General features: G+C 56.9%; 28 protein-coding genes, 1 tRNA gene and 2 pseudogenes. 15 read left to right on the forward strand and 16 right to left on the reverse strand.

The window, feature by feature from the left end:
- The first annotated feature begins 121 nt into the window (after nt 1–121).
- Together CQ13_RS44560 and CQ13_RS43305 are read left to right on the forward strand one after the other, a co-directional pair.
- Complete coding sequence (locus CQ13_RS44560; RefSeq protein ID WP_197427417.1) at nt 122–289, forward strand: hypothetical protein; 168 nt, start codon at nt 122–124, stop codon at nt 287–289.
- 406 nt (nt 290–695) lie between these two features.
- Entirely contained in the window at nt 696–854 is a 159-nt protein-coding gene (locus tag CQ13_RS43305) for a hypothetical protein (RefSeq protein WP_197427418.1), read from the forward strand.
- A 2,348-nt stretch (nt 855–3,202) separates the two neighbouring features.
- Here the strand turns inward: CQ13_RS43305 and CQ13_RS43310 are convergent.
- Nucleotides 3,203–3,388, reverse strand: coding sequence for a hypothetical protein (locus tag CQ13_RS43310; protein ID WP_156433850.1), 186 nt, complete (start codon nt 3,386–3,388; stop codon nt 3,203–3,205).
- Between the two features lie 295 nt (nt 3,389–3,683).
- Here CQ13_RS43310 and CQ13_RS24195 point away from each other — a divergent pair, with 295 nt between their 5' ends.
- Together CQ13_RS24195 and CQ13_RS46490 are read left to right on the forward strand one after the other, a co-directional pair.
- Nucleotides 3,684–4,736: a hypothetical protein gene (locus CQ13_RS24195; protein ID WP_057845342.1), complete on the forward strand. Its 1,053-nt coding sequence runs from the start codon at nt 3,684–3,686 to the stop codon at nt 4,734–4,736.
- 936 nt (nt 4,737–5,672) lie between these two features.
- On the forward strand, nt 5,673–5,801 hold the full coding sequence (locus CQ13_RS46490; protein ID WP_283807520.1) for a hypothetical protein: 129 nt from the start codon (nt 5,673–5,675) through the stop codon (nt 5,799–5,801).
- A gap of 813 nt (nt 5,802–6,614) precedes the next feature.
- Here CQ13_RS46490 and CQ13_RS41450 read toward each other — a convergent pair.
- Nucleotides 6,615–7,403, reverse strand: a complete 789-nt coding sequence (locus tag CQ13_RS41450) for a hypothetical protein (protein ID WP_082637616.1) — start codon at nt 7,401–7,403, stop codon at nt 6,615–6,617.
- 624 nt (nt 7,404–8,027) lie between these two features.
- Here CQ13_RS41450 and CQ13_RS24225 point away from each other — a divergent pair.
- Nucleotides 8,028–8,954, forward strand: a complete 927-nt coding sequence (locus CQ13_RS24225) for a sialate O-acetylesterase (protein ID WP_057845348.1) — start codon at nt 8,028–8,030, stop codon at nt 8,952–8,954.
- Between the two features lie 46 nt (nt 8,955–9,000).
- Here the strand turns inward: CQ13_RS24225 and CQ13_RS24230 are convergent.
- Both CQ13_RS24230 and CQ13_RS44565 read right to left on the reverse strand, forming a co-directional pair.
- Nucleotides 9,001–9,087, reverse strand: a tRNA-Ser gene (locus tag CQ13_RS24230).
- A gap of 812 nt (nt 9,088–9,899) precedes the next feature.
- A complete protein-coding gene (locus CQ13_RS44565) occupies nt 9,900–10,085 on the reverse strand; it encodes a hypothetical protein (RefSeq protein WP_197427419.1) in 186 nt (61 codons plus the stop codon).
- A 1,127-nt stretch (nt 10,086–11,212) separates the two neighbouring features.
- On the opposite strand from CQ13_RS44565, the pseudogene CQ13_RS24240 reads away from it, so the two are divergent.
- Nucleotides 11,213–12,360: pseudogene (locus CQ13_RS24240) on the forward strand (IS481 family transposase).
- Nucleotides 12,361–12,893: 533 nt separating this feature from the next.
- Here the strand turns inward: CQ13_RS24240 and CQ13_RS24245 are convergent.
- Nucleotides 12,894–13,268 (reverse strand): hypothetical protein, encoded by a 375-nt coding sequence (locus CQ13_RS24245; RefSeq protein WP_063800137.1) that lies wholly within the window; start codon nt 13,266–13,268, stop codon nt 12,894–12,896.
- Nucleotides 13,269–13,350: 82 nt separating this feature from the next.
- Here CQ13_RS24245 and CQ13_RS40200 point away from each other — a divergent pair, with 82 nt between their 5' ends.
- Together CQ13_RS40200 and CQ13_RS24255 are read left to right on the forward strand one after the other, a co-directional pair.
- Nucleotides 13,351–13,557: a hypothetical protein gene (locus tag CQ13_RS40200; RefSeq protein WP_063800138.1), complete on the forward strand. Its 207-nt coding sequence runs from the start codon at nt 13,351–13,353 to the stop codon at nt 13,555–13,557.
- Between the two features lie 10 nt (nt 13,558–13,567).
- On the forward strand, nt 13,568–13,759 hold the full coding sequence (locus tag CQ13_RS24255) for a hypothetical protein (RefSeq protein ID WP_156433852.1): 192 nt from the start codon (nt 13,568–13,570) through the stop codon (nt 13,757–13,759).
- An 827-nt stretch (nt 13,760–14,586) separates the two neighbouring features.
- Here the strand turns inward: CQ13_RS24255 and CQ13_RS24260 are convergent.
- On the reverse strand, nt 14,587–14,901 hold the full coding sequence (locus CQ13_RS24260) for a hypothetical protein (RefSeq protein WP_156433853.1): 315 nt from the start codon (nt 14,899–14,901) through the stop codon (nt 14,587–14,589).
- Between the two features lie 191 nt (nt 14,902–15,092).
- Between CQ13_RS24260 and CQ13_RS43315 the strand changes: the two genes are divergently transcribed.
- Together CQ13_RS43315 and CQ13_RS43320 are read left to right on the forward strand one after the other, a co-directional pair.
- Entirely contained in the window at nt 15,093–15,248 is a 156-nt protein-coding gene (locus CQ13_RS43315; protein WP_156433854.1) for a hypothetical protein, read from the forward strand.
- A 587-nt stretch (nt 15,249–15,835) separates the two neighbouring features.
- Entirely contained in the window at nt 15,836–16,003 is a 168-nt protein-coding gene (locus CQ13_RS43320) for a hypothetical protein (protein WP_156433855.1), read from the forward strand.
- Here the strand turns inward: CQ13_RS43320 and CQ13_RS43325 are convergent, their stop codons facing one another.
- Nucleotides 16,004–16,198, reverse strand: coding sequence for a hypothetical protein (locus CQ13_RS43325; protein WP_156433856.1), 195 nt, complete (start codon nt 16,196–16,198; stop codon nt 16,004–16,006). It lies immediately after the preceding gene.
- Nucleotides 16,199–16,414: 216 nt separating this feature from the next.
- Here CQ13_RS43325 and CQ13_RS24265 point away from each other — a divergent pair, with 216 nt between their 5' ends.
- A complete protein-coding gene (locus CQ13_RS24265) occupies nt 16,415–16,720 on the forward strand; it encodes a hypothetical protein (RefSeq protein WP_057845354.1) in 306 nt (101 codons plus the stop codon).
- A gap of 4 nt (nt 16,721–16,724) precedes the next feature.
- On the opposite strand, the gene CQ13_RS24270 is transcribed toward CQ13_RS24265, so the two are convergent.
- Together CQ13_RS24270 and CQ13_RS24275 are read right to left on the reverse strand one after the other, a co-directional pair.
- On the reverse strand, nt 16,725–16,952 hold the full coding sequence (locus CQ13_RS24270) for a hypothetical protein (RefSeq protein WP_057845355.1): 228 nt from the start codon (nt 16,950–16,952) through the stop codon (nt 16,725–16,727).
- Nucleotides 16,953–17,445: 493 nt separating this feature from the next.
- Nucleotides 17,446–17,948 (reverse strand): annotated as a pseudogene (locus tag CQ13_RS24275) (SOS response-associated peptidase family protein); the annotation flags it as partial.
- A gap of 90 nt (nt 17,949–18,038) precedes the next feature.
- Here CQ13_RS24275 and CQ13_RS24280 point away from each other — a divergent pair.
- A complete protein-coding gene (locus CQ13_RS24280) occupies nt 18,039–18,464 on the forward strand; it encodes a hypothetical protein (protein WP_156433857.1) in 426 nt (141 codons plus the stop codon).
- A 449-nt stretch (nt 18,465–18,913) separates the two neighbouring features.
- Nucleotides 18,914–19,147: a sunset domain-containing protein gene (locus CQ13_RS45850; RefSeq protein ID WP_245309289.1), complete on the forward strand. Its 234-nt coding sequence runs from the start codon at nt 18,914–18,916 to the stop codon at nt 19,145–19,147.
- Between the two features lie 114 nt (nt 19,148–19,261).
- Here the strand turns inward: CQ13_RS45850 and CQ13_RS43330 are convergent, their stop codons facing one another.
- Nucleotides 19,262–19,546 (reverse strand): hypothetical protein, encoded by a 285-nt coding sequence (locus CQ13_RS43330; RefSeq protein ID WP_156433858.1) that lies wholly within the window; start codon nt 19,544–19,546, stop codon nt 19,262–19,264.
- A gap of 71 nt (nt 19,547–19,617) precedes the next feature.
- A complete protein-coding gene (locus CQ13_RS24290; protein WP_057845357.1) occupies nt 19,618–19,950 on the reverse strand; it encodes a hypothetical protein in 333 nt (110 codons plus the stop codon).
- A gap of 281 nt (nt 19,951–20,231) precedes the next feature.
- Here CQ13_RS24290 and CQ13_RS24295 point away from each other — a divergent pair, with 281 nt between their 5' ends.
- Nucleotides 20,232–20,936 carry a hypothetical protein gene (locus CQ13_RS24295; RefSeq protein WP_057845358.1) on the forward strand — a complete coding sequence of 235 codons (705 nt, stop codon included), beginning with the start codon at nt 20,232–20,234 and terminating at the stop codon, nt 20,934–20,936.
- Nucleotides 20,937–21,140: 204 nt separating this feature from the next.
- Here CQ13_RS24295 and CQ13_RS24300 read toward each other — a convergent pair whose 3' ends face one another.
- The 5 genes from CQ13_RS24300 to CQ13_RS24320 all read right to left on the reverse strand — a co-directional run bounded on the left by CQ13_RS24300 (nt 21,141) and on the right by CQ13_RS24320 (nt 23,830).
- Nucleotides 21,141–21,425, reverse strand: a complete 285-nt coding sequence (locus CQ13_RS24300; RefSeq protein WP_057845359.1) for a hypothetical protein — start codon at nt 21,423–21,425, stop codon at nt 21,141–21,143.
- A gap of 221 nt (nt 21,426–21,646) precedes the next feature.
- On the reverse strand, nt 21,647–21,931 hold the full coding sequence (locus CQ13_RS24305) for a hypothetical protein (protein ID WP_057845360.1): 285 nt from the start codon (nt 21,929–21,931) through the stop codon (nt 21,647–21,649).
- 429 nt (nt 21,932–22,360) lie between these two features.
- Complete coding sequence (locus CQ13_RS24310) at nt 22,361–22,714, reverse strand: hypothetical protein (protein WP_057845361.1); 354 nt, start codon at nt 22,712–22,714, stop codon at nt 22,361–22,363.
- 265 nt (nt 22,715–22,979) lie between these two features.
- A complete protein-coding gene (locus tag CQ13_RS24315) occupies nt 22,980–23,300 on the reverse strand; it encodes a DUF6678 family protein (RefSeq protein ID WP_245309288.1) in 321 nt (106 codons plus the stop codon).
- A gap of 209 nt (nt 23,301–23,509) precedes the next feature.
- Nucleotides 23,510–23,830: an immunity 53 family protein gene (locus CQ13_RS24320; protein WP_057845362.1), complete on the reverse strand. Its 321-nt coding sequence runs from the start codon at nt 23,828–23,830 to the stop codon at nt 23,510–23,512.
- Between the two features lie 547 nt (nt 23,831–24,377).
- Here CQ13_RS24320 and CQ13_RS24325 point away from each other — a divergent pair.
- A complete protein-coding gene (locus CQ13_RS24325; protein WP_156433859.1) occupies nt 24,378–25,043 on the forward strand; it encodes a hypothetical protein in 666 nt (221 codons plus the stop codon).
- The last annotated feature ends 218 nt before the right edge of the window (nt 25,044–25,261 follow it).

The raw sequence follows: 25,261 nt of genomic DNA on the forward strand, positions 1-25,261 counted from the left end.
TCGTCATTAAATTATCTTCAGTGCATTGAGACTGAGTCTCTCTCCCTTATCTCAGAAGTTTCTTATTGTGGAAAAGCTTTCATGATCGCCGGGACGCGTCATGCGGAGTGAGTGGAAGTCAATGTCGATTGAAGAACTGTTCGAACTGCACCAACAGATGCAGTCAGTTCTCCGCGAAAAACTGCTCGCCAAAAAGGCTGCGCTGGAGGATCGATTGCGTCAGCTCAACCAGCCGCCGAGTGACGCAGCAAGCGCGAAGCCCACTCGACGTGTGAAGCCGCCGACCTAACTAAACCGCCAATCGAGATTCGGTGTACGAAGCGGTGTCGCTCGGCGAAGGTTGGGCACGCCTTTGCGCAGTTGACGCTTGCAGCGCCTCTGCAATATGCACCGCTTCTCTGAGCTTTCGAAGTTCGGCCATGCGGAGGGACAGATCGAGGTCTATCTGCGAGAGACGCTGTTCCGATGAAATAAATTGGCCCATTTTTGATCCTCGGTCGTTTTTGACGCCCATGCCCCAGGACCGTCAGGCAGCCCTCGCGAACTTTGGCGAGTTAGTCGCGGCAGCCGTCGGGGCATTAGTTTGCTCTTCGCCCTCGGCTGAGGTTCTAAGTATCAAATAAGGCCTTTTTCCTGGGCCTGTTCCCGGACCATCGTTGATTGGCGGATTCCCCCGGGGCTGCGGATCAGTGCCGTTGCCGAACCCGTTGTTTCCCCTGGCACCAGACGTCAAGATCGCCTCTGAGGTCAAGGTTGTCGACAACGATAACGTAATCGCCGGCGGGGTGACTGCTGCGAATTTTCCGCAGGCTGCCAGTGAATTTCCGCCGATCGGCTTCGGCCTCGTTCTCTGAATTGCCCATAGAAAGTTCCTTTGTCGTGAGAAAGTGAGACCTGCATCACCACCATCATTGAAAATTCGGCAGAGTCAAATAACATTTAATTTCCATTTAATCCCGCATCTAATTGGAACGCTGAGATAGACAGGAAATTGCCTACCGGTCCAATGCTTGATCCCGTGCAGATCGCCGAGACACCGTGAACGCCCATCGAGCGCATTCCTCCGAAAGTTATTTTTCGGCGCGCCGGTTCACGCTGGCAAACGTGATGGCCGCGCTATTCAGGCGAGTACGCCTTTTGGATACCTCGGAAGATCCTAGTAGACCCCTAGAGAGTAAGCTCGAGGTAATCTGCCATCTGCTATCAAGGGGATGTGCTGAGGCCAGTTTGTTTCTCTGCACAGAGACGCATATCCCTTACGGCCCCAGCAGCCCCCAAGCCCCGCTGGGGTCGTATGCTAGATCTGGGCAAACAATTCCAACGGGGCAAGCGCAAGCCGAAGAGAGACCAAAGACCGATTTTGTCTACGTCAACACAAGCAAGCAGGTCGGCGACGCTGAGCACATCAAGGTGTTCGCCAATGTGGATGCCGCGGAAAAATGGTTTGAGGAGAACGACCCAGAAGGCGTAGCGTTCGAGTATGAGATTTCGGAGTGAACCGCATCGGCCGCAGGACGCCTACGCCATGCTCGTGATCCGGGCGCTGGCGATCGGCTGGCAGGTGCTCGGGGGCTGAAGGTGCAACACGCCGCCAACTAGCAGTGGCGGCGGCGGGTCGTTTCGCTTCAGCGCTTGGATCAAGGCAATCCGGGCATGCATGACGAAATCGCGTTCTTCGGCGGCGCCGGCCAAACAGGTCGCGGCGTGCTCCTCAAAGCGCAAGGACCAAGACGACGCAGCTCCCGCAACGAACGCGTAAACGGCCCCTGCGCCCACAGAGCAGAGCGCCAGCGCCGGCCGACGGCCTTTGCCGAACTATTCAGAGAGAATTGACAGAGCGCTATGGGCCTAGATCACGTTCGTTCCGAAATCGAGCACATGCGTGTCCAGGTCGGAAGGCAGAGGGAGATCCTGCAGCTTCAATCGATGAACTGTTCGAACTGCACCAATTGATGCAGTCAGTTCTTCGTAAGAAACTAGTCGCTCAGAGAAGCTGCTGGAACATCGATTGCCACCTCAACCAGCCGTCCGATAGCGAGGTTGGGAAGGATGATCCCCGGCCTTAGTTGGTATCGACTTTTTTCGCGATGCTCGCGTCGCGTGCAGGGCTGCCTCTTTCTGTCGAACTAGCTCCCGCAGAGTTGCGAGCTCCGCAAATTTTCGGACTAGATCAGCGTTATCTACGTCCAATTGATGTAGGTAGTAGCTTGGAATTTGGACTTTCGCCCTCATCAGTCCCTCCCACGCACCTTGCTCCCATTGGTCGAATGATACCCTCATTCGCGATGAGAAGTTCCTAAATCATTGCCATCTTTCCCAGGACAACAGGGCTGGACGATTCGCGGGAGCCTGCCGGCTAAACCTGTTTTCCCATATCTTCCATTTTTGCCCCTCTGTTCACTTTCATACAGACGTTGCCAATCTTTCCCGCTTTTATCGGGGAGCCGGACGGGTACCCACTACCCTGTCCGGCTATTTGAAATGGGAATACCTGGATGGTCTCGGCGCGACCTCGCGCTGAGGCCATTTTTCTTCAGTGCCGTGTCAAAAAGATACGCCGCCGGGCTTGAAATACGGTGTCCCGGCGGCGCCTGTTTCAGACTGAGGCCTGAAATCCCAGTCCTTCGGTATGGTGCAATAGCTGTGCCACAGGAGGATGAAGGTACGGGAAAGACCGGAAAAGCGTTAACACTAAAGGTTACCGCAGGCCCATTATCCTGGCCTACTTGCTACCTTGAAAATCCGGCCGCATGTCGGCGCCGCGCTTGCCGCATGCCTTGCACACGAACTGCGGCTCAAGGTCCGAGAGCCGATCCTGCCAACGGGCGGCGGGCAGGCGAGTGGAGTGGCTGCAATGGTAAGTCACCACAGAACGCCACGACGCCGAACAAGCCGGATCTCACGCATCTCTCCGAGCGTAATATTCTGTTCCCGCTGCATCGCACCCATCAGCAGGGGAATCGTGCCTGGTGGAAAACTGTTCGCATCGCATAAATGCCTTGATATCGGCATCGACAAGTCAAGATTTAAGCTGTCAACTCCAATGGTCGCGGGTTGGAATTTTGGGGAACGATCCATGACCACTTTGCAAGCCATAGCATTTGGAGCCATGCTGGCGTGGACGCCATCGCTCATCATCCTGGCACTTTCGCTATGGGATGTTCGCGAGCTTGAGGGAATGGAATAGCCGGCGCATCCTGCATCAGTTCGGGAAATGCGAACAGCTCATCGGCGCGACGATTGCTGGATGGTTCGGCTCTTGGCCGGGCCCTGCGGCCTCCGCTGATCGTACCATCTCCCTGAGTTTCTGAACTTCGGCAATGCGGTTGTGAAGATCGGTCGAGATTTGAAGAAGGCTGTGCATACGTACTTCAAGTGGCTGTTCCATGTTGCACCTCTTACGCCCACACAACACCGATTACGCCAACACAACACCGAACTCACAAGCCTATTCCCTCTCGGTCGTGATAGTCTGTACACTAGGTCACATATGGCAGGGCCGGCGTTGGTCCATTAGAAAAGCCCGTAGATCCCCAATTGTTATCCAACAGGGCGGCGCGGCGTTAGCGAGCTTCGGCACCTGAACAAAAAGCGTAACTTGATGCCCGCCACGGGCAGGAATAAGCTAGTGGCGAAGTGAAGGAAGAAATGGCCCGATAACCCGTCAGAATAGGCGTGGTTTCATGCGCCAAAAGATTGAGACCGCACCGAGGGATGGGAACGCTCACTGGTCGCCTGAGGCCGGTCAATGGATCGGAGAAGCCGGCGAGCCGAGCAAGATAACGCCGTCGCATCGGTATCCAATGCCGGCGAAAAATTATCTTCGGCAAGGGAACGGTCCGCCCAGCGGCCTCTCCGACGCGTCGACGTCGTCAGGCCGAGCGCGCTGTCATGGCTTCTTTTCTTTTTTCTCAATTGCCGCAATCCTGGTCGCGCCGCCGCTGATCGGCCTGTATTTCCACGCTGAAGTAATCGCCTATGTGGCACGATACGCTAGTCAGCAGACGATATTGGGCCCACCGGTCATGGCGCAACAGATCCCATTGCCGAAGGATGACGAGGCGGCGCAGTTCAAGCGGGCGGTGGACAGCGCGACGGCGGACCTGCGTCAGTCTCTGCAGCAGGAGCACGACTGGGCCAAGGCGCTGGAAACCGAACTGGTGAACCGGCGGCGGGACGTCGACATGCTATTAGGGGAAGTCGAGACGCTGCTGTCGGAGCACAAGATCAACGAGGTGGAGCGGCTTAAGCAGGCGGTGGACAGCGCGACGGCGGACCTGCGTCAGTCGCTGCAGCAGGAGCACGACCGGGCCGAGGCGCTGGCAACCGAATTGGCGAAGGCGCGGCGCGCCACGGAACAGAAACCTGCCGCCGCGGAAGAGAAGTCCGGTGTCTCCTTGCTTTCCAGGGCAAACAGCGACGCCGTCGTGAAACCCGGCCAGACCGCAGTGCAACCGGACGTGGCCACGGAGACCAGCAAGCCGGCAATTAAACCGAGTGGACCAGTTCGCGTTGAGCACGAATCGCGCGGGGGCTACGGCTGCCAGCACTTTCGGACGTTGGCGTTATCGCGCTTGCCGACAAACGACTGGCTCACTTGTTGGCTGTTCGGACCAACCATAGGGATGCCCTCACGACGGCCACAACAAACGCGCCGACCCACTATTTTGCGAAAAGACGTGGGTGTGCGGCCCAATCAAAAGACCTCGGCAAACTTGGGAATGCGTCCGCTTTGAGGTAGTTCCGCACTTCCTTGATCGCCTGAGCCGAGATCTGCGCGTCTGTCAGCCATTCCGTCATGTGAAAGGCTGTTTCGGCTTGGCAAGCCCCACGGACAGGACGCTCGGGCTCTGGGTTGCGTTGAGCCAGCTTGCGCAGCTTGCTCGGCAAGGCGGCCTTTCAGTCTGATATTCACTGAGCTGCTGTGCGCCCTGTTGGGGTGGCAGTGGTCGCGACGCACTGCGATTGTGGTACGAGGGGAGCTGATCAAGAAACTCTGCACCATTCAGGCACTCTCATGACGAGCATGAAGCAGATCTTTTTTTGTCGCGACAGTGAGCCTGACGGCAGGCCTTTCAATGGGTTGCTTCGCGCAGGATCGTGCCACGGCTGATACAACCAAGATGAGCCGGGAGAATGGCAAGCTCGTGTCAACGCATCCCGAGAACGGCTGGACCTGATGCGGCAAGAGCGGAAGCGCGAGCGCGAAAAGCAAATAGAGCCGAGGCGGGAAGATGTTAAGGCGCGAGCGCAACAAAGAAATAGATCTGATGCGGCGAGAGCGCAAAAGCCTGGTAACGCCGCGGCCTACGCAGGATGAGATATCTGAAGCCGCCACCAGATAGGTTCTCGACGATACTCTTCGCGGCGATATCGTATCGACCAAAGCTGTTTCGATTTCGAGGGTCGCCGGACCGCGAGCGAAAACTTGAGCATTTCGAACGACTGCGCTGAAGTGTTCTGCCAGCGATCTCCTTGGCGAGGGCCCGGCGTGTGTCGTCCGGCAGCGTCGCGGGGCCGGCCCGCCTACGTCGGGATACTTGCAGATCGAGCATTCCGTCCGGAAGGCTCCGCCTCGTCGCCGGGCGTTCCTGTTACGATAGGGTTGTTCCGTCCCGCCGCGGTTCTATCCGCCTATGGACGGATAGAAATCAGCAGTCGGGAACAGCTGCATGAAGGCAATTGCACTGACCGCCATCCTGTTCATCGCTCCACTTGCCCCGGAAATCGTACGCAATACGGCCCAGCAAGGCGCGAGTTGGCAAATGTCGCACTTCCATGAAGCGCCCCCAGGCGCCTGAAACGGATTGGACGCGCGCCGCCTTCTATATCGGTCTCACTAGATGGACCGCGACACCAGGTCAGACGAAATACTTCGACGCGATCCGAGAACTTGGAGAACGCACCGGTTGGCAGCTAGGCAACAGCGACTGGGCACCTCCGATCCACTTTGCGGACGACCATGCCATTGGGCAGGTCTACATAGCCGGCTACGATTTTTCGACGATGAACGCATGATCGAGCCGACAATGCAGCGGCTAAAGTATATCGTGCAGCACCCGCAGGTTCCGCTCGAATTCGACAACGCAAGGTGCCTGCAGCGATGGTGTTGGTTCGACGCCATCTTCATGGGGCCGGCAACATGGTTCGGCATTGCGCGAATCCAAAAGGACAGCGCTGCCGAGACTATGCCGACAAGGAATTATGGGCCACGAACGACTTCCTGTTTGATAGCGAAGAGCACCTGTTCTACCGCGATAGGCGCTTCATCGGGAAAACTGGTGCGCATGACGAGAAGATATGTGGGGCCGTGGTAACGGCTGGGCGCTCGGGGTGGGCTTGTCAACATCCTGCGCGAGCTGCGCTCCGGTGACCCGCTGCGCGAGAAATACGTCAACCTGTTCGTCGAGATCGTGGATGGCACCCGGGCGATCGCGAATTTCCTTGTCATCCCCCTGCAGCGTTGCCGCGAGCTGATCGCCGACGACGCCATCCCAACTTTCAGGATGGCCGGCTCTACGACACGATGCGCGCGCAAATCCGCATTGAATGCGCGCTGGCTGGCGCTGGAAGAATTGGCCACTACGTCGTCGCAGAAAGGAAGGTAGACGGCGTTAGCGCACTGACCACGGCCATGCTAATGGCGATTGCGGTTTTTGGGCTTGAGGTCGGGCCGCGGTTGGCGACGGCTTTTGCGCCTGGGCGACATTGGCCGACTGCCGCGGACGCGGCAGTGGTATCTCGGGCATTACCTTTGGCTCTTCGGGGCTCACCTTTGGCTCTGCAGGCATCACTTTTGGCTCAGAAGCGTTGGCGATGACGCGGGCGAGTTGTTCCTGGCTTGCGTCGAGCCGCTCGGTGAGCGTTTGGCTTTCGCGCGCCATCTGGATCTGGCTCGCTTTGACCTGCTCGATGATACTGTTGTTGCGTGCCATTTCTTGATGGCTCGCCTTGAGTTGGCTCGCGACATTTTCATTGTCGCGGACCAATTGTTCTTGCCTCACATTGAGCTGTTCTACCGCTTGCCTCAAGGCAGCGAGATCGCGCGTCATGGGTTGGAGTTGCTGCGCCAAGTCGGAAGACATGGCGACGGCATTCGGCGCTGCGTCTTTGACGGCTCCCGGTGCGGCTTCTAACAGAGGTGCTGGGTCCGAGGGGGCTATCATCGCTGTATGAGCGGAGGAGGACAACCACCAAGTAGCGCCACCAACGGATGCTGTCACGAGAGAGCCGATGAAAACCACATAGCGCCAACTCGCCGATCGATGAATTGTTACCCGCGGGGCGCGAGACGCCTTCAAAGTGGTCGGCGGGGCCGAAGGATGCACTCCGGCTTCGTTTAGCAGGTTCGAAAAACAGGTCTCGATCTGCCCTTCCACGAAATTGTCCGGCGTGGAAACCATTTTGGTGCTCCGTGTCAATGCAATGGCACCGGCCACCGCGCATTTGCGCTACGACGAACTAACATTTCGACGGGACGGTTTCGAGCCTACGAAGCTTCCAAGGGATGAGCATTCAACTGCACGTCACGTCGCCTTTTTCTAATTCACTCCGGAACTGTACCGGCGCTAATTAACGCAACGGGGAAGGCGGAACTATGTTCACGGCCGGAGAACTACGGAAGGAACCCTGACCCTTCAAACGCAGTTCTGGCGCCAGCGAAAGGCCTCCTTCCCGGTCAACAGGATGGTGATCAGGCGCGGCCTTTGCTCCCCGTGATCATGGGGAGCCTCATCTGCATCGACTATGCCAGTCGGGGCGCTCTGCCGCTCGCGAACGATATCGAGACCGGCGCAGCGCGAGTAGCAGAGGCCGCTGGCAAAGCGCTTGACCGGAGATTGATATGCGCGCCCGTGAGGGCACCAGCTGGAGCTGCTCAAAGTCACGCGAAGAGCAAAATGACGGCCGCAACTGTGGTGTCCCACTCGGGGCGTCAGATTAACGCACCGCTAGCCAACGCCCTTTTCGCGCCATCAATCGTTGTGCTAATTGCCCAAAACGCTGAGCCGAAGTTTCAGGTGTTCTGAATGCAGATGTCGCCCGTGAGATTTTTGTTAGCAATTCTTGTCCTGTCCGCGACGTATTTGTTTGGAGCGTATAGCGCTCGCCAGCAATTATTTCCATTTCCGTTTTTGCAGGCGCTGAAGGCTGGCGTCGCGGGCAGGACGGCTCCTGAAGACCTCTACACGTTTGATCAAACGGGACGGCTCGTTTCGGGCGATCAGAAGAAAGCTGTCACCTGCCCGAAGGAGACGAACCGTACAGCCGTTCTGCTGCTGATCGGGCAGTCCAACGCTGGAAATCACGGGGGGCAACGGTTCCGCTCGGAACACGGAGAGAAGGTTGTAAATTTTTTCGATGGACGATGCTATGTCGCCGCGTCGCCCCTGCTGGGATCTGACGGCATCGGCGGTGAGTATTGGACCCAGCTCGGCAATCTTCTGCTGGAACGCGGATCGTTCGACCAAGTCGTACTGGCTCCCGTGTCCATAAGCGGCTCTGAGGTCTCTCGTTGGGGGCCGGGCGGCGATTTGAACGCAATCATGACCGACACCGCGAGTCATCTGCAGCGGCAAGGGCATCTTGTGACGCACGTACTCTGGGTGCAAGGTGAGATCGACTACGTGAAGGGAACGAGCGAGAAGGACTACCGCGACCGCTTCTTGTCGCTGGTTGACTCGTTGAGATCTTATAACGTGGCGGCGCCGGTATACATTGGCATCGCGACCAAGTGCTTGGGAGTAACAAATGGAGGAACGCGCTCCCACTCTCCCGACAACGCCGTCGCGCGCGCTCAACTGGCGCTCCCTGAGTCCGGTGCCAATCTGAGAAGCGGAGCTAATTCAGACGCCCTGCTTGACGATTTGGATCGATACGACGATTGCCATTTCGGCTCATCGGGAGAACAGAAGGTCGCCAAAGCCTGGGCAGACTTGCTCTCAAACGCGCCGTGAGCCGGGCCAAGAAGCTGTGAGCGCAAAGCGAATCATAAGGGGCCCTCGTCAGGGGTGGGATTCGAACCCACGGTACCCTTGCAGGTACGCCGGTTTTCAAGACCGGTGCCTTAAACCACTCGGCCACCCTTCCTTGCCTTGATGATCAAGCGCTTAGCCGATGCGCAGGTCAAAACACTAGAGAAGAAAGTCGCTTTGCCGGGAAATGCCCTGATCGCAGGGCGTGACCGATGGCCTCGTCGGCTAGCCGCCGAATGATCTGACAGCTTGCGGATACGCGCCACCAATCGTCCGGCCGCCGGGCTACCATTCAAGTCCAGCGCAGAACAACTCGTCGTCCTATCGACCTTCATCACGAGAGCGGTTCATACGTCCACTCTCGCAACTCGTAACCGCTGAGTTGATCCGCGAGACCTTTACCGCGTGTAGTGTAGAGCGCTTCACACGCGCCGGCAAAACTCATGGGAAGGCCAGCGGCTTTCCATCTGGATCGCGCGACCACAGATGCAACAGTACTTTTGTGGCGCCGCTTTCGCGCATGTCGCCGAAGGGGATTTTCTGTTCGCGCTGCATCGCACGCACAATTGTACCAGCAAAGTCAGACCAAGCGGGCAACTGTTCGCATCACACAAAATGCCTTTATATCGTCATCGACAAATTAAAATTCGAGTAGTCAACTCTAATGGTCGCGGGTTGGAGTTTGGGGAACGATCCATGACCACTTTGCAAGCCATAGCATTTGGAGCCATGCTCGCGTGGACGCCGTCGCTTATCATCCTGGCAGTTTCGGTATGGATGTTCGCGAGCTTGAAAAGATGGAGTAGTCGGGCAAACTGCCCATCCGTGCGTCGGAAGGCCAAGAAGGTCGAGCGTAGACTGGAGATGCTCGATCAGCCGCTGAGCGATGTCGGGCCGACGAAGTCTTGCAGTCGCTGGTCCGCTTACTTAGACGCTCAGCTCATCGCCGACGGGCTGCGCGACGGTCGCAGCATGGACCGGCTCTTGGCCGCGCTCTGCGGCCTCCGCTGATCGCACCATCTCTCTAAGTTTCTGAATTTCAGCCATTTGATCGTGAAGGTCGATCGAGATTTGCAGAAGGCGATGCGTCCGGGCTTCAAGCGACTGTTCCATGTTGCACCTCTACGCCCCTTGCCAGCCCTACTATGCTGCTCTCCCGGTCGCGACCGTCTGTATTGAAGTCGCATATGGTTAGAAAATGCATCGTAGGGCGCTAAAGGCCCGGCGTACGAGGTTCGAACGACATACGCCGGGGCCTCGGTTACAGCTTGCGGTCAGGCTGTGCTCGTGAATCCCGGGAAGGGATTGCTGGCGTCATCGCAGAGAGCGTTTTCATAGCCGACAGCTCTTCGGTGAGCCGTTTGGCAACAAATTCGCGTTCGAAGTCCGTCAGGCTGGTTTCTAGCAATTGGCGATAGCGCTGAATGTTGCCGCGATGCGTTCTAAGCCGATCGCAATTCTCATCAAATCATATTGTACTCCTAATAATCGGTCGAAAATCAATGATTGGAAATCTGGGGTTTCCTGTACTCACGCTCCGAGAGCAAGCATAAACTGTGCCGCCTACCTAGTGTAAGGACCCAAGGCTATGGATTCGTGACAGTGAAACGAAGCGGCGCGCCGGAATGTTATCCCGATAATAAATACTGACGAGCGGGCCGGACTATCCCGGAATTTCAGGGGTGTGAAATTCCCAAAGAGTCATTTTCCACGAATTTCCGGATGAATTTTTTGTCTCTTGAAATCAAGGGCAACGGCATTCTTCAGCCCAGAGCAATCCGTCTTTATAGGGGGAAATCTCAAGCCTGCGAAATCCAGTCTTTCATTGCTCGCAAGTCTAAAGACTGGGTCCCAAAACGGGTGGGTTGCTCCTGAATAAAAGTTTTAGGGGCGGGTACTCCCGGATCGCGACGCGCGCCAGCTTGGGCCGCTGAGCCGCCGCAGACCAGTCGCTTCTTAGCGGGAAAATATCGACGCGGTCGTCTCCGACAAGAGTTCTGCAGCCAACCGCGCGCGAAAACGGCAGCAACGCCCGCGCATCTTTTTGCTAAGCACGAAAATCGAACCGACGTGTTCCCGCCGGCCTGCTTACCCTGTGCTTACCTGAACGGTTTCGCCGCGTAAAATAGCCGGCGCGTTGAAGGAAAATTCTGCAGTTGTTGAGCGGCCCGAGACATAGGTGACTCTTCGTACCGGACACATGGGTTACACTTTCCGTTTTTGTTCTGCGGGAGGTGTGGATGCCGTGGAAAGCGAGTTCGGTGATGGAGGAGCGCCTGCGGTTTGTCGCCCGGCTGTTGAACGGCGAGGCCATGACGGAGGTCTGCCGGGAGTTCGGGATATCGCGCAAGACCGGCTACAAGATCTTTGACCGGTATAAGGAGCACGGGCTCGAGGCCCTGACGGACCGGTCGCGACGGCCGGTGCACTACGCCAACCAGCTGCCGCAACAGCTCGAAAGGCTGATCGTGCGGCTGAAGGCCGAGAAGCCGCATTGGGGAGCCCGCAAGATCCGCGAGCTCCTGGTCCGGCGGCTGGACGGCGACGTCAGGGTGCCCGCCAAGAGCACCATCCATGCCGTGCTCGACCGCCACGGCCTGGTCAAGCGCGCCCGTGAACGGAAGAACCGGGCGCAGGGCACGCCGTTGTCGGCCGCCGTCGCGCCCAATGAGCTCTGGTGCGCCGACTTCAAGGGCGAGTTCAAGCTCGGCAATGGGCGCTACTGCTATCCGCTCACCGTGACCGATCAGGCCTCGCGGTTCCTGTTGATGTGCGAAGCCCTGGAGTCGACGCGGGAGGAACTGGCGGTGACGGCGTTCGAGCGGCTGTTTGCCGAACGCGGGCTGCCGCGGTCGATCCGCTCCGACAATGGCGTGCCGTTCGCCAGCCCCAATGCGCTGTTCAACCTGTCAAAGCTCGCGGTCTGGTGGCTTCGCCTCGGCATCGCGATCGAGCGCATCAAGCCTGGCCATCCGCAGCAGAATGGCCGTCACGAGCGCATGCACCTGACGCTGAGAAGGAGGCGACCCGGCCGCCGAGCTCGAATATTCTACAGCAACAAGGCCGCTTCGACGCCTTCGTTGACGAGTTCAACACGGAAAGACCGCACGAGGCGCTCGACATGAAGTGCCCGGCGGAATTGTATGCGGCTTCACCGCGGCGCTATGACGGCCTGCCCGAACTGTCCTACCCATTCCATGACCGCGATGTCCTCGTCACGGCCTGCGGCCGGCTCTGCCTGCATCGCAAGAAGATCAACGTCTCGACCGTGCTGGCCGGTCAGCGGCTCGGCATCAAGGAAGTCGATGACGGCATTTGGCTCGCCAGCTTCATGCACTACGATCTGGGATACTTCGACGAGGCGCCCCGAAAGGGGATGGATTTTTAAGCAAATCAGGAGCAGCATGTCCGCGGGTGTAGGAACCCGGACCGAAATAGACTGGCGATCGATTGGCGTCGATCGCTGCCGAAAGCGCGGAAGGCCTTGGCGGGTCTTCTAGGCGCTAAGGAGCGCCTTGGCAGGCGGAGCCGCGGTTACGTCTCCGACGCTTGGAAGGCAGAAGGCCCCAAAACGCTGCTAGGAAGATCAAGACAGGCGAGGCGCTGACCTCTTTCGTATCCCGCGGGGGACCACCTGCCAGGCTACATTCCGTCGATGGTGCACCATCGCCTCATGGGGAGCCCGCATTCACGATGCTTAGGCCTTGCGACTTTTTTGCGACGTCGGCACCCTTGCATTACGCGCGATATTTTTCCGGTTTCACGTACGTGGTCGGGTCCGACCTAATCTCGAGTACCGCTTTTGATGCTGTGGACGGCTCCTCCATCCGGCACGCAAGAAGGGCGCTGGGCCCGGGGAGAGTTGTGAGGTTTAGGAGGCGGGGCGCTTAGACTTCAGCCCCAGCTCGACAAGCCGGCGGATCACTTTTTCTTTGGCCGATCGACGCGAACGTCTTGAAACTCTTCCGGCCCTTTCAGCAAACGGCGCTTGCGATTGGCCTGTTCTTCCGGGCGCGCGCTGCTGTCGCGGAGGCGGTCGATTGCATTCGCGGCCAGCTCCTTCGCTTTGGTTGCGCTCTTTTCGGAGCGTCGAGCGGGAGCCTTGGTGGCACTGGCAAGGCCCAGCTCTACGAGCCGGCGGATTGCTTCGGAGAGCGAGGGCATGTCAGGCTGATTTTCAGCCCACCGCACGATGGCGGCACGCGTTGCCGAATCAGCTCGGAATCCCATGAGGGGAGTAATGCCGGTCCGAGGGCGCCCGATGACTTTCTGTTTAACAGTGCTTGCTTTCTTCATACTTTTTGTTTAACACAATTGCGAGCCGGGTGGAAGCGCCAACTTCCGCCCCGGCTCTAACCCAAGCCACAAGGGGTACCAAATGGCTCAAGCTAACTCTCACGATACCACGAATCTGTCTGGACTTGCCCGGCAACAGGCCGAGCGGGTGCAGGCTCTCGACACGTTGAAGCGACTGCGCCGGGAGGCACGAGCGGAGATTGAACGTCTGATCAACCTTCTTGACCAGAGCGATGACTACGTAAAGCAGATGGGCCGTCAGGACTGGCAGCCCGGCGCGTTCGGTTAGGAGGGCGATCATGAAACCAACAATGGAGACGTGGCACCGGCGCCATGCGGTCATACTGGCAAGCCAATTGCCGGACAACATCGAGGATGCCCGGCTGGTTCTCGACGCGGTCCGCGAAGTCGTGGAAGGCTTCCTGGCGGCGGCGCTACAGCAAAAGCCGAGCGCGACCATTGTGCGGATCGGGGGGAACGAAAGCGCCTGAGCGTCTATTGCGCCGCTGATCAACAGGCCCGCCGGTTCACGCTGGCGGGCCTTTTGTTCTTTGTTTCCGATCTGTTGTTGTTCGGCTCTGGCCTGTTTCCGACCTCGGTGGCCTAGTCTTGAAATTCGCAATGGCCTGATTTGAATGTTCACTTGGGAACCGACCGCCCGGCGACGGCATACGGAAGCGCGCGTGCGGGCTAGGTGTTACCGGCCAACCGTCAAAACGCATGGGCGGCCCGCGCTGAGTCACGACGGGCCCATCGGCAACGAAAGGACGTCCGACTAGCTAGATAGTCTTGATGAGCACCTTTAGCTCGCTCACCTGGTACGTGAGATCGTTCACCCTCTTATGCAGAAGTCTTGTCTCTCGGAGCTGCAGGAAGATGGTGACAATCAGGACGGCCGCTACCGAGACAATGATGGGATCGTCCAATAATAACGATGCAATGCTTTGCAACATTTTAGCCTCCCTCGGAGACCCAATCTTTGGAGCCTAGCTCTTTGGTCTTCGAAGGTCCAGCATCGCCAGATTGTTCGGCATTTTGATTGCGTGTGTGTTGCGTACCGCGTCCCCATCAACATCACAGGACACTGGCCCATAGCATGACTATTGCATTGCTTGGTGGACTCACCACGCCGCCTCGCGCTGGGGCCATTTTTATTTCTCAGACTCAAGCTCTGCATCTGCCGGCGCGTCGCGCGCTTGGTGGAGCAGTGCAATGGTTGTTTTCTGCGCGGCATTTGGAGATGATGGCCGGCGTTGAGGGAACCGCCCATGGTGCTCAATATTATCTGGACCTTTCGCAATCTCTCGCCCGATCTCTCTTATCGAACCGTCTTCTGCAGCCTCAGTTTGAAGGCCCGTAAGGCCTTATCAACCGTAGCTGGCGCCATGCCGATGGCATTTAGGTGCTCTACGATTTCTCGTTCTTCGCTTTGACAAGCTTCGAATGCCAGCTCAATCGCTTCAGAGGTGCCGCCCGTAGACCTTAATTTTTCAGCTTGCGAACGAACTGCGCGGTAGACGCAATCTTCGTAGTTTTTCCTCAGTTGCGGTAGTAGGTCGTCCGCTTTGCTGCCAAGGTTGGCAGCAAGCACCAAAGTCAGCACGAACGCAGCAAGCGAGACCTTAGAAAACATGGGCCTAGTGCTCATCGAAAACGGATCAGACCGGTCCAATCCGAACCGGCATACGAAAGCGCCCCGAATAGGGAGCGGATTTTACCAAATCAGTCTGTCCGTGGGTGTGGAAATCCGGACCAGTGACTACCCGCAATCCAGCTAAGGATCAGTGCTCTCGCTTGGCGGGTTCGCGCTTACGGGGAGTGCAAATGAGTACACAAGGCCAGCAGCTCGGCATCGATATGGCGAACAATTTTATGCTGATGACGCTGTTCAGCCGGCGCAATCACCAACAAAAAGACCGCCCGAAGGCGGTCTCTCTTTGGCACCATGTAATGGTAATCATCCACTTCGCAAAGCACTGACTAACCATGCAATCGTATTGATCGCGGTGTCCTGGATTTGGCACTTTCAGTCACCCGGACTTGCTGTTTTAGCTTATCTAATTCCGCCGCCACCTCGGCTAAGCGTTGAGGCGTCCATAGCTGCTTAGGCTTCCGTTTTGAAACGCGGACCTTCCTTTCCATTGCGGCCCCTCCGTTCAGGAACGAAAGGGGCGAGCATACGTCTGCTCAAAAGCGATCGTCTGTTCGGCTTCTGACTCAGGAACCGAGATAAGCCGGAGGCTACAAACTCGGGGTGTGTTCACTATCACATAGATATTGCCACGTTTTCCCGCTTCCGGGTGCGTGCTAGGTAGGCTCCACTACTCCTGTCTGCCTGGAAGGTAACTTGGATGGCGTCGGCGCTGTGGCGCTGGGGCCATTTTTCTTCACGATAGACAGCTCGAAAAACGGACTACGCGGTCGGGACCGTCCGTCGTGCTCATTAAATTTTCTTCAGTGCATTGAGACTGAGCCTCTCTCCCATATCTCTGAAGTTTCTATCGTGAGCAATAGTTCAAATGCTTTCATGATCGCCGGGACGCGTCATGCGGAGTGAGTGGAAGTCAATGTCGATTGAAGAACTGTTCGAACTGCACCAACAGATGCAGTCAGTTCTCCGCGAAAAACTGCTCGCCAAAAGGGCAGCACTAGAAGATCGATTGCATCAGCTCAACCAGCCGCCGAGCGATGCAGCAAGCGCGAAGCCCACGCGACGTGTGAAGCCGCCGACCTAACTAAACCGCCAATCGAGATTCGGTGTACGAAGCGGTGTCGCTCGGCGAAGGTTGGGCACGCCTTTGCGCAGTTGACGCTTGCAGCGCCTCTGCAATATGCACCGCTTCTCTGAGCTTTCGAAGTTCGGCCATGCGGTGGGAAAGATCGAGGTCTATCTGCGAGAGACGCTGCTCCGATAAAATAAACTGATCCATTTTGATCCTCTCACCAACGCACCACTCAGAACCGTGAAGGTTATTCCAGTGGGAGCGTGAAGGTCTGCCCACTTTGTTACACATGGCTGGACAAATCTGAGCAATGTGGCGGCCCGAAATGATGGACGCCCAAATAAACGCGGTTCCACAGCGTTAGTTCGTGCTGCCTAAATGCGGGAATTAGTATTGTTCATCCTGAAAAGGAGAGCGCGGTGAATGATAGAGACGGCGCTAGATCAAGCGTGGGGTGTTGAACAGGATGCGGCTTACGAGCTGCTGAAGATCGACCCAACTACCCCGGCAGGCGTCATTGCCTTGCTGACCTATGCTTGTGACTATGACGAGGCTACTCACGGCATGGGCTGGCCCCAAGACGTGAGGGCAAACGATTTATCGGGCACTCGGACGTGGCAGTATTTCGTGATTGCAGGCCTTGTCGATATCCTGCCCAAGCCTATGCCGCGGGTAGGAACATTGAACCTCTCAGGCCCGCCGGTTCACGCTGGCGGGCCTCTTCTCTGAAGTGTCAGCGATATTCACCGCCCTTGTTGCCGCCGTCATTGCCTCCGTTGCCCCAGCCATTGTTGCCGGGCTTGTCACCGCCATTGCGTCCCCCAGAATGCGCGATCGCATCGGAGGTCAGAGAGGTCGATAGCAGCAGCGTTATCGCTGGCGGCGTTACGGCTGCAAATCGGCCAGCTGACTTCAGAAAATTGCGGCGGTCTTCGATCTCTTCTTGTCCTCGATCGTTCATACTGCCTCCAAACTGCTATCTGAAAGGCGATTATATCAAGATTTAATTATAGAAGCTACTTAAATAGGTTAATTTGAATGATCACTAGTTACTACGGGAACCGTATGCCCTTTGTCAGCGGCCGTACAGACCGCGCCCCGATGGCTGGCTATTCTGTAAAAGCCCCCGGCTACATGTCCCCCAGAGCTTAGCCGGGGGTAATCTCCAGTGGTCCGGCGGCCCCGGTGCGTTGCGTATTGCCGGGGCCGCTTCATTCCACGAGCCGCATGGTCCGGCGCCGTTTCATGCGTCCAGAGCGTGGACAACTTCGTCTCGATCGAGAACGGCTATCAGCCGGTGCACTGTTGCCGTGGCGTCGCGCGGGCCAGGTGCAATGTATTCCCCAAGGATGCGCCTAGCATCCTCCATAGCCCGCAGTGCGATGTAATGATCCGTGGTGTTCATGGTACGCGCCTAACTAAGCGCGATTCAATCACATCTCCCTGGCCAAAGTCGGATGGATCGGCTCGACCACGCTGTTGGGGGACGTGGTCAGAAAGCCGTAGACCTGATGCGGCCCTGGGATAGGCTTCGATTTCGTTCCGCGGTCGCCCTTGAACTCGGCCCAGATGCCGGCAAAGCAGGTGAGCGGCCGATCGTCGTTGATAGCGAACCACACCACGTCTTTCTTTTTGGTCTCCGGGTTCGGCTCGGGCATTCGGCGAAGCTGTTGAACGGCACTAGGCAGCGGCTCTCTGGCTTCAGCCAGCCTCGCCAGTGCGGCGAAGAGGTGTTGCGAATGTTGGTCACCGGTGGCCCGCCGGTCCGCGGCGGTGGCGGCATGCCCCAGCGCATCAGGACGAGCTCGCGCTCGGCGCCGGTGTTGCGAATGACGGGGGCCGGATAATCCGGAAATACGCCCGGCATGGGCGGCAGGTTGCCGACGTAGCGGTTCATCACGCGGAAGAGTGCGCGGATGGCTTCTTGGTTTGTAGTGATGGAATAGAGGTTACACACAGCCCGTACCCATAGCGTCTCCAGCTCGTTCCTTGCCCCAAAGAATAGTAAAGTTGCTCCTCTCGGCCAAGGTCGCTGTAATGCCGAGCCATGAGCACCAAGAAGCGCGAAGTGATCTGGGGCGGGCGGATCATGGGCGCGGACATGCGCGCCAAAACGGCCCGCCAAAACGCTAGGAACGCCGCCCGTGCAGCGGATCGCGCCGAGGCAGAAGCGTGGTCGCTCCGCATGGAAGGCCACGGCGGGCCAGCCCAGCCGTCTCCAACGATAGGCCAAAGCCTGAACGGCGGTTACCGCTGGTTGGAAATTGAATGCTGCCGATGCAAGACAAGAGCAAGCCTGCCGTTGGATGCTATTCGCAGGGCACGTGATACACCGATCTGGAAGCTAGAACCGTCCTTCCGATGCCGGTCCTGCGGCACGCGCCGTTACAAGCCGCCTGTCCGCATGATCACGTTGACCGAGCAGCGGGAGATTACGCCGTACAAGTGGTGGCATCCTGATGAGGAGCGGTGAGGCCGCTGTGCAAGGAGAAGCCGACGCGACGTCGGTGCTTTACATGTCCGCTCCCTAAATCATAAAAACGCGAATGGATCAGGGGTTAGTTGCTTAACAATTTTAGATGAAATTTCGATTTGCAAGGCAGCCAAATTGAAGCCGTAGCCGCACCCGAGGATCAAGGAGGGACGCGACGATGCAAGTGCTCACGACGCTCCTTCCCGTCTTCCTCGCGGTCGCGTTGGTGCCGTGCAAGCTGTTCTACAGTGTGAGAACGATGGAAGTACAAATGGGCATGGCGTGGTGATGTTGAGATACGAGAGCTCTTCGCTGCTTTGGTTAGAAGGCGCGCTACTCGCGATCATCTATTGGCCATTTTTTACCGAACCAAGTCATGAGCTGAAAGCGCCAAGCAAACGATGCCCGCCCTAAAAAGCATCAACCCAGCGGTCCGTCCCATCCTTCCAATGCTGATCGGCTTGGCAGCCGTCGGCAGCATCTTCGCGGCGACGGAGTTCGGGCCAGTCCTCGTCGGCTGCTCTATCAAGGGCAACATCAGCAAGAACACGGGCGAGCGCATCTATCACTCACCCGGGCAGGAGTATTACGCTCAAACTCGGATTAACTGGCTCTCAGGCGAGCGATGGTTTTGCTCCGAGGCAGATGTGCGGGCAGCAGGATGGCGGAAGTCCCGAAGTTAGGTGGTGCAGTCTGTGTCCGCTTTGGAGGCGAAAGCAGACCCGCGCTGATCACAAAGACACTTCGCCTTTTGACCCAGAGCGGAACTCGCAACTTATATGGCGGCTAAACTATCTTCATGAAATCGAGTCTAGCAATTCTGCGGCGCGCTCCGGCGTTAGCGGCGCGGTAAGACGCGGGTTTGCAAGCTCGTGCAGCAGTCGTCCTGCAGCGGAGCTTTGTTCGTAGCTGATATCATCGCGCCCCTCGATAGCATTGGCCCAAACTTCCATGTCTCCGCTGCTTAATTCGTTATTATGATAGCGGCGAAGAACCGACGCGAGATGCTGCTGCTCAAGCATGACGAGCGGGAACTCGCTATCCCATGGAAGTCCTTTGAGATCGAGCAAAATCTCATTCAATGGCCTTCGGAGTTCGACGAGTTCGCAGAGGATTGACCTTCGGTCCATCGAGAATCCTAGTTTCGACTAAGTCATTTTGAAAAGCGCTCGACTAGACTTCGGCAATGGGATTCGCCAAACCCGCGAGCCCAAGCTTCCTTTTCATCGATTTCCGGTTGAAGAGCATTTAGTGCAGCCGCCTGCCAATGTTCCCTCATGTCACCGAACGGTAGAGCGTCCGTCTCGGAAACAATGCCAACGAAGGGCACCAGGTCGGGGTCCCATTCATCCAGTCGCGCCGTCCTTCCAGCCGCAACGATTTTCCGCGCGCCCTCTATATACGACAGCTTTCCGGTCAGCATGTCTTGCGCGGTTTTGAGTATCCTGCCACGGGCCGCCAGAATCTCAGATTCGTTCCAACTCATCGCTGCATATCCTTGGCCAGCCTGAGCTGGCAGCGCGCGTAATTTATATCAAGCCAAGCCAGCAATGTCGCTTATTGGCCCCTCAACGGACATGCCAAGCGGGCCGGATGATGTCCGCCTTCGGGAGCAGAGCAGAAGTGTCCGTAAGTCCGGGCGATGTCGCATTTTGACCCGGACCGGACATCAGCAATCGCTCGATTGCGTCCTCTTTACCCACAGACGAAACATACCCTTAACTCCCGGTAGATTAGGGTGCGATACTTCAACCGCAAACGTGCGCCATGAAACTACTCGGGATAGCTATAGCGACAATCCTGATCCCGATAGGAGCGGCGATCCTCGCATACCAGGTGGCGTATCCGAGCGTGACGCTGCGCTATCGTCTTACTCTGGAGGTCGAGGTAGATGGCCAACCTAAGTTTGGCTCCGGCGTCATTGAGGTGACCTACAGCAAGCAGCCACAGATCGCCGCCCAGCACGAGCTGGCCATTGGCTGTCGCGGAGAAGCCGTTGTGCTGGACCTTGGTTCTCGAGGAACACTCTTTGCACTTCTCAGGGAAGATACCGACAGTAGATCAGGGCCGGAATGGATCGTGCTACGCGCCTTTAATTTTCCCGGCGGTAGCCTTCCAAGTCCGGTCGAAGAAGGCATTAAGCAGGTTCAGCATGTATCCGGCAAGCGGGAGCTGCCCTTGGACAGTCTCCCCATGCTAGTCCGGTTTCGCGACATCAATGATCCGAAAACGGTAGAGCGAGTCCATCCTCAGAATCTCGTGGAGCGATTTGGCCCGGGAGCCAGGCTGGTTCGCGCTACGCTGGAGATCGTTCCTCCTAGCGACCCGTTGACAACGGGGATCGAGAAACGGTTGGGCTGGCTGCCGCAATACAATGATCGCATGCTCGATGGTCGCAGTATCGAGACGATATCATCTGAGTTGCGCTTCGCAAATTCGCTTAGCACTCGTGCCTTCAAGAGAAGATCGTGAGGGCAGCCTGGAATGTCCACTACAGTCGTCGAGGCCCGTTTTCGGAAGCAGTGCAAGCCAATTAAGGAGCACTAGGAGGTCCGATATTGGCCCTTAGCCGAACAGCTCTTTAGCCGTTGTCGCGTCGGCAGTTAGCGGTAAACCGGACGCGGTCTGCGCTCACCTTCAACGCCGCTTACAACCCAAAGCAGGCATCTTCCCGCGTCAGGGTTTCGAGGAAGATTGTTCGGTGAGCGTAACACGAAGACGATACTTCTTTTCGTTAAGTTCTTCCACGTGAGCACGACAGCGACGAACATTCCTCGTCTTGATGGCACCGATTACAACGTGGTCCACTGCGGCGTCGGCTTGCTCCATGGGCAGTGATCCTAATTCGCCCAGCGTCAAGCTCAGCTCTTCAGCGAAGTTGCGCAGATCATGGATTGCGAGATTTTTTTCCAACCCTGAGGCTGCTGGTATCTCAAAATCTATTCGGATCGAGTGAGCCATCTGGGTGCTCCAAGGTACAGTGCTGGCCCAATATCATGAACGCTCTAACAGTGAACTGCGCTCAACAATGAAAAATTATATCAAATTGGAAATGTCAGCTTGTGGCCCGTAGGTGAAGTGGCGGCACGTTGCATCGAGGTCCGCTCTTGAACGTGTAGCGGACTAGGTTTGCTCACGGTGAGTTCTTCGCATTCTAACCCGAAACGGTCGTCTTGCCTTGCCTACTGGCGTTCCATTTGTTCGAGGAAGCCTTGGAGCTGGCGCTTTCTCATCTCGCCATATTCGGCGTCTTTGGCTCTGATATCATCATCGTTTACCCACCATCGGAGAGCCATCCAAGCAAAGTAAGCGGGCTCTTGGTCCGAACTAAAAATACCTGACTTCGGCTTTATCTCTTCCCAACCAGCTAGTGGTTGAGCATCGAAATCCTCTTGTGTGAACGTCTCTCCAGAATCAATGTGATTGATCGACTCTACGATCCATTCTCGAACTGTGGATGCCGTCATAGTTAGCCTCTGGAGATGGGGCGCCGCCTGTATAGCATGTGGAGCCTGTCTGAGAGGTTTGCTCGTCCAATTTGGTTTCCCGTTAGTTGCTGGCGACTGGTAACGCGTTGAGCGATCGGGGATGTCCGGATTTGGCCCCCAAGCCGACCAACTCCGTCGCTTGCGGCTGGTCTGGTATTGACGGTAGTCCGGACTTCGCATCAGCGATCCTTTGACCGCCGCTTGTGACCCTAGGCGGATGTTTGATTTGCAGTCGTTACCGAGCCAAGGATGGCGAGCTGCCCGCCGGGTTCTGTTAGTGCATACGGCCGCAGGAGGAGCGTCGCCCGTCACTGACAAGTTGTGGTAGCGACGGAGTTATTGCCCAAAGAGAAAGGGCCAGCGTGTAGCTGACCCCTTCTGCAGCACTGTAGCGGTCAAAAAAAGCGCTTACTTCTTGCACTTCTTGGCCGACTCTTTGTCCGCATACGGGCCACAGTTATAGGCGTTCGTCAGTTCGTCCATCGTCTGCGGCCAGCTGTCCATGGAGCCAGCCCGGGCACCACTCTGGGTCGTGCCGATCTGGCTAATTCCTACGTTTTTCACCTGCTGGGAACGACGTGTGTCTGCTTGTGCATCAACCGCGAAAGATGCGGAGAGAAAGCCGGCTGTAAGAAGTCCGACGAAGAGCGTCTTGGTAATCATGGTCTTGTCCTTTCGGAGTTCGAGTTCAGATATCCGTTGGTGGCTACGCAAAGCGGAGAGGTTCAAAATCAGCGCGGTATTAAGTGTGCGCTGGATCACGCCGGCATCGCGGCGACTAAAACTGCAGCGCGGTTGGAACGCATCCCCAGCGCGCAGTTCATGTCGATTTGCGAACGCGTTTCACGGGATCGATCTTGGCAAACATCCAAAGGGACTTTAGGTTCGCGGACTTCGGCTTCTGGCACGAAACAGACTCGCCCGCGCATTTCGCCGATGTCCGTAGTTGATGGCAGAGCGGACCAAGCGCGTCCGGCGCCGGAGGTCAGTTGATGACCCCTTGCAGACGTTCGGTGAAGCCTCCGTCTTACAAGTAATCGAGGCTCTGTCCCGGGAGCGCGTAGCCGTACACCCTAAAGCCTTCGACCGTTTCCTCCCCGGGTAGATGGATTTTCTTCAGGGCGCGTCGGACTTGTTCTCGATGAGATTGGCCTTCAGCGAATATATCGATGTAACGAATGTCGTCATATCCGCCCGCTCGGAAGTGATAGAACCACTCAGCGTCCTCTTCCGAATAATGGCCGGCAATCGTCATGCATCGATACCTTGGTGCAGGCTCAATGGCATACATTGCCAAGCGCAATTCTTCCCATTTTGTACTGTTCATCACGCTAAACTTTTGAGCCATTTCCTTTATCCCACCAGGCTGCCTCCCTTTCGTACTGGATCAAGCCCTCGACGTCATCTATTGGCCCCTTTGAGACATGCCGAACCTTACGATGAATGTCGGCTTTCAGGGGTAAGCCGATGCAACGCGGACATCGCGAGATCGTCGCTTTTGACCCAACGCGAACATCGACAACGGTCAGTAGCGGATCTATCGGATGTGAACCGAGTTCACGGGTCGCGCCCTTCAACCCAATTGCGGAAAATGGAAATGACCGCCTCTAAGTCATGGGCTCCACAGGCAGCGAAGAACTGCTTTTTTTCCACACGGCAGACCCACCAAGACGTCACTTGCGTCGGGTCGTACTCCTCGGACACCTCTCCGCTTTCCTGATTCTCAAAGGTGCGGCCCTCCAAGTCCGTCTCTTCAAGGTTTATCTGGAGCATCCATCCGGGATTGTCCAGAGTCTGAATTTTAATGCCGGGTCCGTGCTCCCATTCGCCATTGCACTGCTTCGCGTACCCGCGAGTGAGCCACGTCAAATTATCCATCAATGTTTCGTGCTTTTGTCAAAGCTGATTGCCGGGCTCCCTTATATCAAAAATGATGTGCCGTATCCGCTTATGGTGATCGGCAGACGTTACATGAGAGCGCTCAAATGAATTGGCTCTGCATCCGAGCTTTCTGATCAGCAAGTCTGCTCATGGCCCGAAAGCGAAGTCCGATCTGGCTCTTTGATTGTCGGCTTATCGGGACAAACCAGAAGAAGCCGAACGATCTTCCGAGCGGCGCCTTCTGACCCAACTCGGACATAGCTGTACATGCGCATTCGGCAACCTTATGCGAGCGATGGCACGCCGCAAATTCGCGCCGATGAAGGGTCGAAGACATCATCGGAACCAAGCCCGGTTACGGGCCGCGCGCCAAGGCCGGTCTAAAGGCCGCTGTTCGTGGTACCCGACACGTCGGTTCGTGGGGGCAGACCGGACGTAGTTCACCGCGGCCTTCAACGCCGGCTTTTGACCCGTAGCGGAAATGCCAAAAAACAACTACATGCGAATAGCGCGCAACTTGAAGCTGCCGCCGCAGGAGGAAGCCTTGTCCAAGCTGACTACTCTTCTAGTCCGGCTTCTCGTAAGCGGGTCGTTGCTATTCACCTCACTCGGCCTCGCATTTTGCGAGGAGATGAACCCCGAGCTACGGGAGAGAGGTGAGGCAGGCTTGGAGTGGTCCAATCTCGCCAAGGGACGAGCGGAGTTTGAAGTATCAGACCCGTCTTTGTTACCAAGCCGATTGATCCTTGCGGCCAACCAAACAGGTTGCCGAATTGAGCAAGGTATCGAGACGAGCCCAGTCAGGTTCACAAAAATCGGGGGCAAGCGCCTTGCAATCGTTTTTTGTCACGCGATCGTCGGCTCGCACATTGTGTTTGACCTTTCCACTTTGCAAAGACCGAGAGTGGTTAGCTTCCCTTTTATGAACCTGCCCGAAGGGTTTGGCATTACAGATCGACCGGGTTGGATGACCAGGGAAAAGGAGACCTCGACTTTCCTAGCTGTGACTGGGTCAGACATGAAGCCATCGTGGGATGTTCGTCACACTTACAAATTCGATGGGACGCTGGGCTTCGTCGTTACTCGGGTTGAGGTCAAGGGTATGCCCGGCCACGAAGAATGGACTGCAGTCTGGGAAACGCCGCGCTGGTCGCTTCCTGGAGTCAGCGACGATTCTTGGCGATTCGACGCTTTTCGATTTGGCCGTTAGGCGTCTTCGATATCCACTATTGATCCAAACCGGATATCTCAGAGGCCCGCTTCAGTGTCGGCTTCTGGCCCATCGCGTCAGTTAGCGCAGTGCAGCGACATGTCCGAAGCTGACGGCAGAACAGACGTAGCTGGCCGACATCAAAAATGACGCGATTGGCCCGAAACGGAAGTCGCCGGCCGTAGCCAGCGGCCGAGCGGTTGTGCCGCCGATTTGAT

Origin of the sequence: Bradyrhizobium retamae (genome assembly GCF_001440415.1) — a bacterium.
In the GTDB taxonomy this organism is placed as follows: Bacteria; Pseudomonadota; Alphaproteobacteria; order Rhizobiales; family Xanthobacteraceae; genus Bradyrhizobium; species Bradyrhizobium retamae.